The organism is Cytophagaceae bacterium (genome assembly GCA_016722655.1).
Classification (GTDB): domain Bacteria; phylum Bacteroidota; class Bacteroidia; order Cytophagales; family Spirosomataceae; genus Leadbetterella.
In genome coordinates this window covers 2,036,187-2,050,775 of sequence record JADKIR010000004.1, presented here as the reverse complement: position 1 = coordinate 2,050,775, position 14,589 = coordinate 2,036,187, and the positions used below count along the sequence as shown (strand labels likewise).

The following is a 14,589-nucleotide window of genomic DNA, read 5'->3' as shown; positions in this document are numbered from 1 at the left end:
TTCTTTTTTATTTGAAAATAACCGGATTTAATTTAAAATTATATTTCAGAAAATTCAGTCAAAAACTTGGTAAACTGTTGCTCATTAAGCACTTCTTTCATCTCATTTTGATACTTTTCTTTCGTTGTTGGCAGTTTTCCGGTGTCATTGGTTTCTCTGAGGCGTTTTACAATCTTAAAATTCACGACATTGATCATCATGACTTTATCAGTCTGGTCGGTACTCAATCCAAGAACCTGGGTCATTTTGTCGGTAACCGCCTTGGCTTTTGCTTCCGGGCTTCCGGTGTCAGCAACTGTAGCTGCAGGTTTACTACTGGTAGGCATACTACCGGGTGCACATGACGAAAGTGATGCAATCAGGATTATAAACAGAAAACTGATGTTTTTTTTCATTTTATTTATTTGAATATTAATTCTTTGACTCATTTTTTTTAAAATAGTTTATCATGAAATCGATAAAGCGGCAGGTTGACCAATTTCGTCATATAAATGTGGGCTGAGTTTACCGATAGTAAACGAATCAGTAGTGCCTAAAATTTTATCCTTTACCACATTCAAGACCTCATAAGCCCTAACCCGTCTGTGGATAGGCCGCATGGTACCGCCTGTCATACCGGGCTCAGCCAGAGGATTCCACTGAAAGTCTGCATCCACAATTGTGCCTCTGGGAGCCATGATAGGAGGATTCCCGCTGTTTCTGAAATCGAGTTCATCGGGATGTGGAAGGCCCAAGGCATGGCCAAACTCGTGTGCCGCTGTGGTGCTGTCGCCCAGTTGGTCAGTAATAAGCCAATGACCGGAGTTTTCACCTAGCCCAAAGCCCATCATGGAGCGTTCTGCTACGTTTTTTTCTTCAATTCTGATAAAATTCACCCGGTGACTGTTGTTCTCTGAAAACATTTTCAGAGTATCATTTTGTGAATAAACACCAAAATCAATATGAAATACGATGTCGAAAAGAGTACCGTCCACTTCAATTGCAGCTTTGGGCTGGTTCCACATGCGGTTGATTTCAGAAACTATCCTCTCTCCTACTTCTTGCGAGGCTAAAGAACCATAAAGAGCCAGATGGGCTTCGATTACCAAAGATTTTTTTCCTAAATCAAACCTTGCAATGGCTGCCATAATCAGAAAGGTACGTACACCACCTTTTTGGTATCAAAAATTCCTCTTCAAAAAAATCGGGAAGGTTGTACAACTTGTACTTTCTTTTGATTTCGGAGAGTTCTTCTTCCAGGTCGCCTCCTTTGAGGTATAAAACACCATTGTCCAAAGGATTATAGTGATTACGGTTGATTTTATTTTGAATCCAGCCCATAAACGGGGCCATACGGGTAACCGCACGACTTACAACAAAATCATAGGTTCCCTGAATTTTTTCAGCCCTTTCATGCTCTGCTTTTACATTTTTGAGCCCCAAAGCAGCCGCTACTTCATTAACCACTTTTATTTTTTTTCCGATAGAATCTACCAGATGAAACTGCACATTAGGAAACATGATAGCCAGTGGAATCCCCGGAAAACCTCCTCCCGTGCCCACGTCCAGAATCTCGGTATCATCAACAAAACTACAAACCTTAGCGATGCCCAATGAATGCAAAACATGTTTCTCGTAAAGATGTTCCATGTCTTTGCGGGAAATGACGTTTATCTGAGAGTTCCAAAGTTCGTAAAGCTCTCTCAGGCGACCAAATTGCTCAATTTGCTCGCTGGTCAATTCAGGAAAATATTTTTGAATTAGTGTTACGCTGTCCAATTTTCAGTCAAAATTATTGGTAAAGATAATGCATTATTGAGGAATTTCGGAATTTGGTTATAACCCAAGCATATTTAATTATCTATGAAAATAGGATGATTTGGTATAAATTAGATTATTATTTTGCAAAATAATGTCCGAATTAAAATTGGGCTAAAGCCCCTATTTACTTTATTTTCATTTTAGTAAATGGGCTTAAAGCCCATTCCAATTTTCTCCAAAACAAAAAATCAATTACCACTGGCTTCTGAGGATGGATAAAACAAATAAAATATTGGGCTAAAGCCCATTTCTAATTTATAACTGTATTGAATAATAAAAATCAATTACCACTAGCTTTAGCTAATGGATAAAAATAGGCTTGTACAAACCAAAGGGCTTTAGCCCAAAGTTTCCACACGAAAACTAAAAACTCTCTGAATTTTGATATCGACTTTTATAAATAAAACAACCCCAAATCAGAAAAACCGCCCCTATTAAGGCCAGGTTAACTTTGAACATGATTAAAAAGAAAATCAAACCCAGAGCCGTAAATACTCTCAAATCAGTTTTATCTTCAGTATGGGTGACTTTGAATTGAAAAATAATCCAGAATGTCTGCAAGGAAAGAAAATATAAATAAGCAGAAAGCCAGTCAGAAATTGAAATCAATTGCCACCAGTTGGCGGAAATCAAATAAAACTCAGGAATACTTAAAATCAAGGATAAAAGAAGCAGGTAACTTAACCTTTTGTTCATTGAAATTGGTAGATTTTTCTCAAAAAAAACGTTTCTTATAAAATATCTGTAATATTCTTGTCCCAAAACAAACTGTCCTAAGCTCAAAATCCAGATTCCAAGATTTAAAAGTCTAAAATCATATTCATCGGTTGGAAAAAGCTGGGCTGTACCATAAATAATACACCAGGAAAAGAACTTAAGACTTAAGATTAATAATGGTTGTTTTCTGAAAAGATAAGAAATAAACCAAATATGCTGGGGTAAACTGGGAAGCCATTTCAAGGAAAAAATACTTGTTTGGGGTTCGTCAGTTCTTTTGATTTCAAAATACAGATGCAATGCCGGAATCAAAACCAAGGCGATTTGAATAAAAATAATGAGTATTGCGGGTAAAATCAAATTGCTCACAAAACCCAAAATAACCATGGCCAGTGCATATAATAAAAAGGGCAGATCCAAGGCAAATTGTGCTGACAAAAGTTCGGATATCACATAAGAAGGTTTCGCCAAAATCATATCTTTTAGAAAACGATTTCGGCTGTCGGTAAGGTTTTGTCTGAAAAAGAAATTGGTCTTTAATACATGCAAAACCCAAACAATTGACACATAAACTAACATATATGGAGCCTGCAAAATACTCAAAATCAGATGCTTGTGATCCGGACCTTTCATAAAACCAAAAGCCAGCATAAAAATGAGCAGATAAAATCCCACATTTTGTTTATAGTAGTTTCTGACGATGGTTTTGGTCAAAATCATAGTTGCGTGATGGTTTGATTTTGCACTCTAAAATACTGATTTACAGGCAAAACATTTTGATCAATCTCATGATGCGAGGCAATAAAAACACTTACACCATCTGCTACTTTATGCTTTAATATTTCCAGAAAAATATGTTGACTTTCCACATCAATTGTGGTCAGAAGCTCGTCCAATGCGAGGATTTTTGGATCTCCACAAAGGGCGGCGATCAGCGAAATCTTTTTGAGCATGCCTGAGCTATAGCTGCCTATTGGGTTCTTGTAAAAGCTATTGACATGCAACTGTTTCACATATTCTTCAATTTCAGACTTCTTCCCACCCTTAACTTTAAGGTAAAAGTCGATAATCTCCTTTCCGGAAATAAAATCGGGGTATTGTGGCTCGGCAGCACTATAGTTGACCCATTTCCTGAATATGACGGGGTCTTTCGAAAGGAAATATTCATTATCCAAAACCACTTCTCCTTCAAACGGAATCATACCCGAAATGGCCTTCAGAAATGTGGATTTTCCGGAGCCATTATGCCCCTGAAAGATAATTACACCCTTACCTATAACCAGGTCGGGTACATCAAGAATTACATTTTCATGATACGATTTCCGAAATCCCTTGATTTGAAGCATCCTGCGAAATTTTTACAAAAAAAACATATCATGGATATTGTTTTAACAATAATTATTTAAGCGGTAAAGAAACTGTTTTTTTGAATATTTTTGCAAAAAAAATATAAAAAAAATATGATTTCAGTAAACGAGTATTTTGGGGGAAATGTAAAATCGTTGGGTTATAAAACCGAAAATGGCAAGTCAACAGTGGGCGTTATGAATGAAGGAGAATATGAATTCAGCACGGGTTCAGCCGAAACTATGACCGTAATTCAGGGAAAAATGGAAGTAAAAATTGAGGGTGAGGCTGATATAAATGTTTTTTCTGACGGTGAGGCTTTCGAGGTGCCTGCCAACTCAAAGTTTTGGGTAAATGTACCTTTCCAAACGAGTTATTTATGTGAATATGAATAAAATTTGAAAAGCCGGAAAAAAAAATTCCGGCTTTTTTTAAATTTTCAACGCACTTCTAAATCCTCTGGCAGCATAATATGAATCGGCACCATTGTGATAAGTAAAAACATGGTCATATCGGCGGTCACCAAAAAGTGCACCTCCCCGCTTCCTGATCTCAAAAGGTGTGATAATCCAACTGGAAGTTTTGAGGTCAAAATTGCCCAATGATTGTAAAAAATGATATTGCTCTTCTGTAAGCACTTCCACGCCCATTTCAGCAGCCATATCCATAATGCTGTTGGTAGGCTTATACTCCTTTCTGGCATCCAGAGCGGCTCTGTCATAGCACAAACTACGCCTGCCTTTGGGGCTCTCAGGTGAGCAATCATAAAAAATATATTCCCCACTTTTCTCGTCAAAACCAACTACATCCGGCTCGCCTTCGGTGAGTTCCATTTGGTCAAGCGACCAAAGTTTTTCAGGATTATTCTCTAGTTTGGTTTGCACATCTTCCCATTTTATACCGGGATGCCTACCCATATTTTTTTCAAAACGGGTTTTAAGGATTTTTATTAGTGAATCTTTTTCTTCGGTTGATAATTTTCTCATACCTATTCAATTTTAAAATTTCAATCTTCCAATCCCTTTCCTTCAAGGATTTTGGGAATAAATTTTTCAATTCTATCCTCACGTGTTTTAGACTGCTTTGCTTGTCCAAAATGGAATAAATAAGCCCTCTGCCGACCCGGAGTCAGTGCTTCAAATGCCGTCTTGATTTCTGAGTTTTCATCCAATACCGCCTGAAACTCCTGAGGTACTTCAAAATCTTTAGTTTTCTTGAGTTCAACTTTTAGTCCGGCTTTTTCTACCTCAATAGCCTCAAAAATTTTGGTTTTTATAATTGCTTCTCTTTCTGTAACTTCCTGAAAATTAACAAACCGCATCTGTCTGGCCGACTGCACATTTTCGGTTTGTTGTATCAGCCGCCCATCTTCATTTTGCAATAATGCCCCTTTAAAAAACAAAAGAGCACAATATTCCTTGAAATCATGAATCAACACCACATTGGCTTTACCAAGTGTATAACACGGGCAACCCCACTTCAAATCTTCTGTGAGGCCTGTCTCCAACACCAGGTTTCGGAGTTTCTCTAGTTCAGCTTTCCACTTTCCGGCTTTTTCGAAATAAAAATTTACTTTTGGATTCAATGCTATTAGCTATTTATAAGTTTTCAAGAAAAAAGAAATTGATTTTAGGAATTTATGCTAATTTCCTTCCATCCGGACGAAAATACCACGAAATCATCGTTAATACTATCAATAAAGTGGGTCCGAAAAATTCCTTTGCTCCATCGCCCACCGCCACATGCGACACCAATGCACCCGACATGGCAATGAAAAATCCTGCATAAGCCCATTCTTTTACCACGGGGAATTTGGGAGCCAAAATGGCTACTACTCCCAGTATTTTCCAAACACCCAAAATAGGCATAAAATAGTCAGGATAGCCCAAATGTCTCATCATTTCGGCTTCTTCTTTGAGTTTGATGATCTGAACGATTCCGGTGGAAGTCATTCCCAATGATAACCACAATGTGGCTACCCAGTAGATAATTTTGTTACGTTTTGACATGTTTTTAAAGGGTTTAATATGAAAGTTTTTCTTTTCTAATTTGATTTTGATTCGTGCCCTGTGCGGGCGGCAATTACTTTTTTGTTTAGGCAAAAAAGTAATCAAAAAAACCTACTTTATTCAATGCCTACATAAAATTTCGGAAAAATATCAGTTTGTAATAAGCATTTTTAGTCCCGAAATTTTCAGTAGCCTGAATAAAGATTCAAGGAAATATATTTTTATTAGTTTCTATTTTTTAACAAAAAAATCTTCGAGTCGATTATGAGCCATGTTGAGGCCGAAAGCAAATGGCATTTGCATAAGCTTGTCCCGAAACTCCACCGACCTGAAAACCATGTGCATCGTGAGCTTGCTTGTTGCATCTGTAACTGGCTCAAAGTCAAGATACTCTATCTGAACCTCAAAGCCGGTGTTTTCCATCTGGAAGGTCCGGACGATCTTTTTATCAGGTATGATTTCATGAAAAGCCCCTGAGAAAACATGTACATTTCCCATAGGGTCAGTGGTTTCAAACCGATAGCTTCCAAAAGATTGACATTCCAATTTGGCTACCTTTGTGCCCATCCACTGGGCTAAAATTTCGGGCTCAGTGTATGCCTTGAAAACAAGGGCAACCGGTAAATCAAAATCACGGGTTACTATGATTTCTTGTTTACCTGGCTCAGCGTGTATTTTTGTTTTTTGTTCCATAACCTTGCTCCGCCTCATATAACTGCGGGATAGAAAGCGTAATTTTTAAGTTTATAAATAGTTCTTCATGATGTCTTCCAGGGCGTTAAAACGGGAGTCCCAAAGCTGGCGGTATTGCTCAGCCCATTCAGCTATCTCTTTCATTTTCTGAGGATTAATATGATACACAATCTCTCTCCCTTTATTTTCATGTCGCACCAACTCACATTCGGTCAGTATCTGAATATGCTTTGAAATGGTTTGTCGGGCGGCATCAAAGTTTTCCGCAATAGCACCCGGTGTTAATGCTTGCACTGCCAGCAAAGCGATAATCGCCCTTCGGGTAGGATCGGCTATGGCCTGGAATACATCTCTTCTTGACTTCACAATATGCAGTTATTTGACTGCAAATATAATTTTATTTTTTCCAAAACAAAAAGAAATTAGAAAAATTTATAAATAATTACAAATCAAGACTTTCAATCATTCCTTTTATTTCAGAAGGTTTAATATTTTCCTTTTCTGATTTATCATAAATAAACATCAAATAAACAATATCTTTTTCAAAATAAACATAGGTGATAATCCTGGCACCACCACTTTTACCTTTACCTTTTGATGCAATTGAGAGCCTGATTTTGTAACAGTTTTTACCAATAGATATACCTGAAGCAGGATTTTTTCGAGCAATTCAATTAATCGAGTAAATTCTTCTTTAATTGAAGGATACCTTTTTTGAAGCCTTTTAATTTCAGTGGAAAATCTTTGTGTGGATATTACTTTAAAGTTCATTTAACAATTCTCTTGCAGATTTTAAATTTATTTTCCCTTCCTGATGAAGTTTAATCTCTTGAGCGGCTTGTTTCAAGTCGGACCAAAGCCTTGCTTTTTCTTTTGAGATTTGTTGTGTTTTCTTCACAAATGAAAGACTTTTTAGCACTTCAAGGCCAAATTCTGCATTTTTATCGGAAATCTCCACTAATACTTTCATTTACTTGAATTTAATTTCACAAATTTAAAAAGATTTTCTGCAATATTATTAATCAAATCTACTTTTCAAAACAACTTAACTACCCACTCTATCAACCTATTTTTCAGATTATTGTAGGGTGGCATCAGCATTTCAAGAGCGGGAGGAAGGTGCTGACGATACACACCGCGGGCATTGGAAAATTCCTGAAAACCGAAGAATCCGTGGGCTTTCCCTATTCCGGAATTATTAGAACCCCCAAAAGGCAGGTCGGCATTGTAATAGTGTAAATCATTTTGATTGATGCAACTATTGCCAGCTCTGGTGTTTTTCATAAGGAATTCTATATTTCGGTCACTATTACTGTAAATGTACAAAGCCAGAGGTTTTTCATCCTGACTCAGCCTATTGACTACTTCATCAAGGGTTTTGAAAGTTAAAATCGGCAAAACCGGCCCAAAAATTTCGTTTTGCATCAAAGGAGCATCTTCCGGCACGTCGGTTACAAGAGTGGGTTCTATGAAACTTCCAGTCAGGTTACTTTTACCGCCATGAACGATTTTTGCACCTTTTTCCACTGAATCCTTAATATATTCACTAACCCTCTCGGTGTGCTTTTGATTAACGATATGCCCATAAGAATCTGACTTTGAGGGGTCTTCTCCATAGAAATTTTTAAGCGTAACTTTCATTTTGGCAATAAGCTCATCTACTTTACTCTCGTGCACGAGCACATAGTCAGGTGCGATACAGATCTGGCCGCTGTTATGAAATTTACCCCAAACAATCCTCTTTGCTGCAATGCTTACATTGGCGGTTTCATCGACAATGGTGGGTGATTTTCCACCCAGCTCTAGGGTGACCGAGGATAAATTTTTGGCAGCCGCAGCCATCACGATTTTCCCAACTGCAGGTGAGCCGGTAAAGAAAATATGGTTAAATGGCAACTGGAGCAGCATCTGAGATGTTTCAACCGCACCCTGCACCACAGCCACTTCGCTCTCCTCAAATATAGATTTGATAATCTTTTCAATCACCAGGGAGGTATGGGGGGTTAATTCCGAGGGTTTCAAAATGGCGGTATTTCCCGCAGCTATAGCCGACACCAGCGGACTTAATAGCAGATTTACCGGAAAATTCCAGGGTGCGATAATCAGACACACACCTTTGGGCTCATATCGGATATAAGAAGTAGAACCCAGAAATGCCATAGGTGTGTTTACGGGCTGCCTGGCAGTCCAGTGGTTAATATGTGAAAGGGTATGTTTGATTTCACTAGTAACCGGAAAAATCTCTGAAAGATCAACATCAGCAGCCGGTTTCTTAAAGTCGGCATACATGGCCTCCCTCAACTCTTGTCTGAAAGTGACGGTCAAAGCTTTTAGTAAAGCCTTAAGTTTAGCTTTCCTGACTTTTAAGGGTGCATTGGCCACTTCATATTGGCTGATTTTTTGTAGTTCAAACAGTTCCTGTATCCTATTCATTTTTATAACATCTCATTTTGACCAATTTTGTTAATCAGAAATTGCTGGATAAAAATAAACTAATTCTTTTCCAATTTTCATAAAATTGTTTTTTTTATTAAATCTATTAAAAGAAATTTTATTGACGATTAAATTTCAAAAAGAAGAGCGGAAAGAATAAAAAAATAGAAAATGGGTTTATAATAAAATATTGTAAGTGAAAAAAGGTACAAAAAAAATCCCCGGGAAACCCGAGGATTTTTTTGGTAAAACCATTTAAAAATTAGTTATTTTCGGGTCTAAGACTTCTAACTGTTTTACCGGCTCTCCACATTTCTGAGTCGCGAAGTTCGGCTAATTCTACCTCCAATTTCTCACGATAGTCAGGCTGAGAGTTACGCTCGATTGAAATTGCTGCTTCATTTTGAGTAACAACAGAGTTATACAATTTCTCAAAAACAGGCTTAGTGGCATCACGGAAAGGCTTCCACCAGTCCAGAGCTCCACGTTGAGCAGTTGTTGAGCAGTTGGCATACATCCAGTCCATTCCATTTTCAGCTACTAATGGCATCAATGATTGTGTCAATTCTTCCACAGTTTCGTTGAAGGCTTCAGATGGAGAGTGTCCGTTGGCTCTCAATACTTCGTACTGAGCAGCAAAAATACCCTGAATAGCACCCATCAAAGTACCTCTTTCGCCGGTAAGGTCAGAAGATACTTCTTTGTAGAAATCGGTTTCGAACAAATATCCTGAACCTACTCCAATAGCCATAGCGATACATTTTTCGCGGGCTTTTCCGGTTGCATCCTGATAAACGGCAAACGATGAGTTAAGACCTTTTCCTTCTACAAACAGACGACGAAGTGAAGTACCTGAGCCTTTTGGAGCAGCAAGGAACACGTCCACATCAGCTGGAGGAACGATACCGGTTTTTTCTTTATATGTGATTCCGAATCCATGTGAGAAATACAGGGATTTACCCGGAGTAAGATATTTTTTAACTGTAGGCCAAAGTTCGATCTGAGCGGCGTCAGAAAGAAGATAGCATATGATGGTTCCTTTTTCTAGAGCTTCTTCGATTTCGAAAAGTGTCTCTCCAGGTACCCATCCATCGGCAACAGCTTTGTCGTAAGTTTTACCTTTACGCTGTCCAACGATTACGGGTAGCCCATTGTCACGCATATTCATAGCCTGACCGGGGCCTTGTACGCCATAACCGATTACAGCTATAACTTCTTTACCCAATACTTCTCTTGCTTTTTCAAGAGGAAATTCTTCGCGGGTTACCACTTCTTCTTCTACCCCACCAAAGTTTAATTTTGCCATTTTTTATAAATTAGATTTAAAAACAAACTTAGAATCAATTAACGTTCATTCTGAAATTCTCGCAAATTTCCGAATTTATTTTGTCATTTTCAACATTTTACAAATAATACTCCCATTCCTGATCTTCTGGTAAGAACTCTACCAGTCCGCGGTGCGTTTTACCAACTGCCACCCTACCTGACCGCACAAACTCGATGATTCCGTGTGGTTTGAGATACTTGAAAAACTCGAAAATTTCCTCCTCGGTACCGGTTTTTTGAATTACTACATAATCAAGCTCCCAATACACTACCCATGCTTTATAGATGGAGTTGATAGCATCAATGTCTATAGGTTTTCCACCAAGAGGAGTGGCTATTTTGAACAGAGCGATTTCGTTGTAAACAATATCCTGGTTGAGGTATCCAAAAACAGAAAGCACTTCTACGATTTTTCTGATTTGTCTAACCAGTTTCTCAACTTCCTCTCTCTTGGGATGCTTAATAACAATCGTAAACCTCGAAACTCCCTTTCTTTCGGTTTCAGATACAGTCAAAGACTCAATATTAATCCTTCTACGGGTAAATATGATGGTGATTTTATTGAGAAGACCTATGCTGTTTTCGGTAAAAACGCATAATGTGTATGTTGTCATAACAATATTATATTTTTAGAAAATACTAAAAAAAGCATTTTTGTAAGTTAAATTATTAATGAAGTCTAATTTCTGATACACTTTTTCCTGCCGGAACCATCGGGAAAACGTTCTCTTCTTTTTCGACCACCACTTCCAACACATAAGAGCCTTTATGATTTAGCATCTCGTCAATGGCATCATTTAAATTTGACCTTTCTGACACCTTTTTCCCTTCAATCCCGAAACCTTTGGCAACCATAATGAAATCAGGATTATGAAGTTCTACAAATGAATATCTTTTTTCGAAAAACAATTGTTGCCATTGTCTCACCATTCCTAAATAATTATTATTCAGAATGATAAGTTTAACTTCCTGGCCGGTTTGAGATATAGTACCCAATTCCTGAATGGTCATTTGGAAGCAACCGTCACCGATAAATGCAATTACCTGACGGTCAGGAGCACCCATTTTGGCACCAAGCGAGGCCGGAATAGCATAACCCATTGTTCCGAGGCCACCAGAGGCAATATAAGAGTGGCATTTTTTGAATTCATAATATCTGGCCGAAACCATCTGGTGCTGACCCACATCTACTACGATACAAGCCTCTCCTTTTGTTTTATCAGAAACCATCCTGACTACTTCGGCCATTTTTATTTTGCCTTCAAATTTCAAATCGCGGTCAGTTACAAATTCTTTTTCTCTGGGTTCAAGTTTACGGAATTCGTTTTTCCAGGCAGTGAAGTCACCTTTTTTCACCAAAGGAAGCATCAATTTCAAAGCTTCTTTAACGTCACCTACTACAGGAGCTTCTGCTTTTTTGATTTTGTCGATTTCGGCTGGGTCAATTTCGATGTGAACAATTTTGGCTTGTTTAGCAAAAAGCGAAGCATCGCCGGTCACCCTGTCATCAAAACGCATACCGATTGCGATAAGGACGTCACATTGATCCGTCATTACATTTGGAGCATACATTCCGTGCATTCCCAGCCAACCCATATAATTGGGGTGGTCAATCGGAATGGCAGAAATACCCAATAAGGTACTAGCACATGGAATATCAGTTTTTTCAATGAATTCTTTGAATTCCTGCATTGCCTGAGAAATCAAAACACCATGGCCAAACAGCACATAAGGTCTTTTTGCATTATTGATCAACTCAACCGCCCTTTCTATCTGATCATGTTTCGGAGTTACTCTTGGATGATAACCCGGCAAATAGGTAGTTTTTTTGTATTCAAAAGGCTTTGTCATCAATCCTTGCTGGGCATCTTTTGTGATATCCACCAATACCGGTCCTGGTTTTCCGGCTTTTGCAATAAAAAAGGCTTTGGAAAGTATCTCTGGAATCTCATCGGCATTGGTTACCTGATAGTTCCATTTACAAATGGGAGTTGTAATACCTATAACGTCAGTTTCCTGGAAGGCGTCGGTGCCCAACAAATGTGAGGCTACCTGGCCAGTAATGGCAACGATAGGAGTACAATCAATGATGGCATCGGCAAGACCAGTTACAAGATTAGTTGCACCCGGACCCGAAGTGGCCATACATACTCCTACCCTACCGGAAGCCCTTGCAAAGCCTTCAGCTGCATGAACAGCACCTTGTTCGTGTCTTACCAAAACATGGTTAAGGCGGTCGGTATAATCATAAAGTCCATCATAAATAGGCATTATGGCACCTCCCGGATAACCAAAAATAGTTTCCACGCCTTCGGCCAAAAAGCATTCCATCAAAGCCTGACCACCTGTCAATGCTTTTTTTATTGAAGTGCCTTCTTTTTCCTGATCCATGACTTCCAGTTCTTTACTCATGGTATTTAAGTTTTTATTTGTTTTTGAAATAATTGATTATTTGTCTGTTACGCAGCCTTCTTCAGCACCGGCAACGTTTTTGAAATATTTTCTGAGTACTCCTTGTTCAATAAATGGAGGTGTCAATGGCTTCCACGATTTTCTTCTTTCAGCCAGTTCCTCATCAGAAACATGAAGAATCAATTCTTTGGTTTCGGCATCAATTGTGATTTTGTCTCCATCCTTAACCAAAGCGATAGTTCCTCCATCATAAGCTTCGGGTGAAATATGACCCACTACGAATCCATGTGTACCGCCCGAAAAACGACCATCGGTAATTAAGGCCACCTTATCACCCAAACCTGCTCCCATTACTGCCGAGGTAGGTTTAAGCATCTCTGGCATTCCCGGTCCACCTTTCGGACCTTCGTAACGAATAACTATTACCTGGCCGGGTTGAATTTCACCTTTGGCGATGGCATCGAGCATTTCTTCCTCTTTATCACAAACTTTTGCAACGCCTTCAAACTTCAAGCCTTCTTTTCCTGTGATTTTTGCTACGCCACCATTTTCTGCAAGATTGCCGTATAGAATCTGAATATGGCCGGTTTTCTTGATTGGGGTAGAAAGTGGAAATACAATTTTCTGATTTTCAAAATTCAAGTCTGGAATACTTTTGAGGTTTTCGGCAACAGTTTTTCCCGTGATAGTCAAACAATCACCGTGAATCATTCCTTCTTTCAACAGATATTTCATTACTGCCGGTACGCCACCAATTGCAAGCATATCTTCCATGTAATATTTACCGGAAGGCTTAAGATCAGCAATAAATGGTGTACGATCGGATATTGCCTGAATATCTTTATAGCTTAGTTCTATACCTGCCGAATGGGCTATTGCAAGGTAATGCAAAACAGCATTGGTAGAGCCTCCCAGAGCCATAACGATTGTCAAAGCATTTTCAAGCGATTTTTTGGTGATGATATCTCTCGGAAGAATTTGTTTTTCCAGCAAATTTTTCATCGCCGCACCAATTGCTACACATTCAGCGGTTTTTCCTTCATGAGTAGCCGGATATGATGCCGAGTTAGGCAAACTTAATCCCAATGCCTCAATAGAAGAAGCCATAGTATTGGCGGTGTACATACCTCCGCATGCCCCTTGCCCTGGAATAGAATTTTGAATAACTCCTTTATAATCTTCTTCTGAAATTGCATTATTGATTTTCTTCCCATAGGCTTCGAAAGCTGAAACAATATCGAGTTTCTGGCCTTTCCAACTACCTGAACGCACAGTGCCTCCGTAAACCATTATAGATGGGCGGTTGACTCTGGCCATGGCCATAATAGCCCCAGGCATATTTTTATCACATCCTACTACTGCGATTACACCATCATACCATTGAGCCGAAACCACATTTTCTATAGAGTCGGCGATGATATCACGGCTGGGAAGCGAAAAACTCATGCCGTCGTTGCCGTTGGTCATACCGTCAGAAACTCCGATAGTATTGAAAATCAAACCAACCATATCGTTGGCCTGAATGCCTTTTTTCACATGTACTGAAAGTCCGTTGAGGTGGATATTACAAGGATTACCTTCATATCCCGTACTGGCGATTCCGATTTGTGGCTTAGCCATATCTTCTTCTTTCAGACCAATGGCATAGAGCATGGCCTGAGCAGCGGGATTTGAAACTTCCTGAGTTAGCGTTTTAGAAAATTTATTGAGGTTTTGCGACATTCTTGAAAACTTTATTTTAGCGAATTTTCGCTATAATTTAAAAATTTACTTTACAAATGAAAAGATTTTAGAAATACACTCCAAACATATTCTAGGTAAAATCCTAAAGAAGAACATTTTCAAGGAAAAA

General features: G+C 38.7%; 16 protein-coding genes and 2 pseudogenes. 1 reads left to right on the top strand and 17 read right to left on the bottom strand.

The window, feature by feature from the left end; all coding sequences use genetic code 11:
* Positions 1-38: 38 nt before the first annotated feature.
* The 5 genes and pseudogenes from IPP61_09410 to IPP61_09390 form a co-directional block, all read right to left on the bottom strand.
* Positions 39-395: a hypothetical protein gene (locus IPP61_09410; protein ID MBL0325382.1), complete on the bottom strand. Its 357-nt coding sequence runs from the start codon at positions 393-395 to the stop codon at positions 39-41.
* A 51-nt stretch (positions 396-446) separates the two neighbouring features.
* On the bottom strand, positions 447-1,127 hold the full coding sequence (locus tag IPP61_09405) for a hypothetical protein (protein ID MBL0325381.1): 681 nt from the start codon (positions 1,125-1,127) through the stop codon (positions 447-449).
* Positions 1,128-1,129: 2 nt separating this feature from the next.
* Positions 1,130-1,758: pseudogene (gene rsmG, locus IPP61_09400) on the bottom strand (16S rRNA (guanine(527)-N(7))-methyltransferase RsmG).
* A 405-nt stretch (positions 1,759-2,163) separates the two neighbouring features.
* Positions 2,164-3,237, bottom strand: coding sequence for a hypothetical protein (locus IPP61_09395; protein MBL0325380.1), 1,074 nt, complete (start codon positions 3,235-3,237; stop codon positions 2,164-2,166).
* Positions 3,234-3,863, bottom strand: a complete 630-nt coding sequence (locus IPP61_09390; GenBank protein ID MBL0325379.1) for an ABC transporter ATP-binding protein — start codon at positions 3,861-3,863, stop codon at positions 3,234-3,236. Before IPP61_09390 ends, IPP61_09395 begins: the two co-directional genes overlap by 4 nt.
* 114 nt (positions 3,864-3,977) lie before the next feature.
* Here IPP61_09390 and IPP61_09385 point away from each other — a divergent pair, with 114 nt between their 5' ends.
* Positions 3,978-4,259, top strand: coding sequence for a DUF1255 family protein (locus tag IPP61_09385; protein ID MBL0325378.1), 282 nt, complete (start codon positions 3,978-3,980; stop codon positions 4,257-4,259).
* Positions 4,260-4,295: 36 nt separating this feature from the next.
* Here the strand turns inward: IPP61_09385 and IPP61_09380 are convergent, their stop codons facing one another.
* From IPP61_09380 to ilvD, 12 genes and pseudogenes are all read right to left on the bottom strand, one after another.
* Positions 4,296-4,850: a DUF4256 domain-containing protein gene (locus IPP61_09380; GenBank protein ID MBL0325377.1), complete on the bottom strand. Its 555-nt coding sequence runs from the start codon at positions 4,848-4,850 to the stop codon at positions 4,296-4,298.
* Between the two features lie 20 nt (positions 4,851-4,870).
* Positions 4,871-5,449: a YdeI/OmpD-associated family protein gene (locus tag IPP61_09375; protein ID MBL0325376.1), complete on the bottom strand. Its 579-nt coding sequence runs from the start codon at positions 5,447-5,449 to the stop codon at positions 4,871-4,873.
* A gap of 52 nt (positions 5,450-5,501) precedes the next feature.
* Positions 5,502-5,873: a DoxX family protein gene (locus IPP61_09370; protein ID MBL0325375.1), complete on the bottom strand. Its 372-nt coding sequence runs from the start codon at positions 5,871-5,873 to the stop codon at positions 5,502-5,504.
* A 231-nt stretch (positions 5,874-6,104) separates the two neighbouring features.
* Positions 6,105-6,566 carry an SRPBCC domain-containing protein gene (locus tag IPP61_09365; protein MBL0325374.1) on the bottom strand — a complete coding sequence of 154 codons (462 nt, stop codon included), beginning with the start codon at positions 6,564-6,566 and terminating at the stop codon, positions 6,105-6,107.
* Positions 6,567-6,617: 51 nt separating this feature from the next.
* Entirely contained in the window at positions 6,618-6,932 is a 315-nt protein-coding gene (locus tag IPP61_09360; GenBank protein MBL0325373.1) for a winged helix-turn-helix transcriptional regulator, read from the bottom strand.
* Between the two features lie 76 nt (positions 6,933-7,008).
* Positions 7,009-7,337 (bottom strand): annotated as a pseudogene (locus IPP61_09355) (type II toxin-antitoxin system RelE/ParE family toxin).
* Positions 7,327-7,536, bottom strand: a complete 210-nt coding sequence (locus IPP61_09350) for a hypothetical protein (protein MBL0325372.1) — start codon at positions 7,534-7,536, stop codon at positions 7,327-7,329. The pseudogene IPP61_09355 and the gene IPP61_09350 overlap by 11 nt, the downstream one beginning before the upstream one ends.
* Positions 7,537-7,601: 65 nt before the next feature.
* Positions 7,602-8,999 carry an aldehyde dehydrogenase family protein gene (locus IPP61_09345; GenBank protein MBL0325371.1) on the bottom strand — a complete coding sequence of 466 codons (1,398 nt, stop codon included), beginning with the start codon at positions 8,997-8,999 and terminating at the stop codon, positions 7,602-7,604.
* Between the two features lie 262 nt (positions 9,000-9,261).
* Complete coding sequence (gene ilvC / locus IPP61_09340; protein MBL0325370.1) at positions 9,262-10,305, bottom strand: ketol-acid reductoisomerase; 1,044 nt, start codon at positions 10,303-10,305, stop codon at positions 9,262-9,264.
* Between the two features lie 97 nt (positions 10,306-10,402).
* Complete coding sequence (ilvN, locus tag IPP61_09335; protein ID MBL0325369.1) at positions 10,403-10,939, bottom strand: acetolactate synthase small subunit; 537 nt, start codon at positions 10,937-10,939, stop codon at positions 10,403-10,405.
* A gap of 55 nt (positions 10,940-10,994) precedes the next feature.
* Entirely contained in the window at positions 10,995-12,737 is a 1,743-nt protein-coding gene (gene ilvB / locus IPP61_09330; protein MBL0325368.1) for a biosynthetic-type acetolactate synthase large subunit, read from the bottom strand.
* A gap of 36 nt (positions 12,738-12,773) precedes the next feature.
* Complete coding sequence (gene ilvD / locus IPP61_09325; protein ID MBL0325367.1) at positions 12,774-14,459, bottom strand: dihydroxy-acid dehydratase; 1,686 nt, start codon at positions 14,457-14,459, stop codon at positions 12,774-12,776.
* Positions 14,460-14,589: the final 130 nt, after the last annotated feature.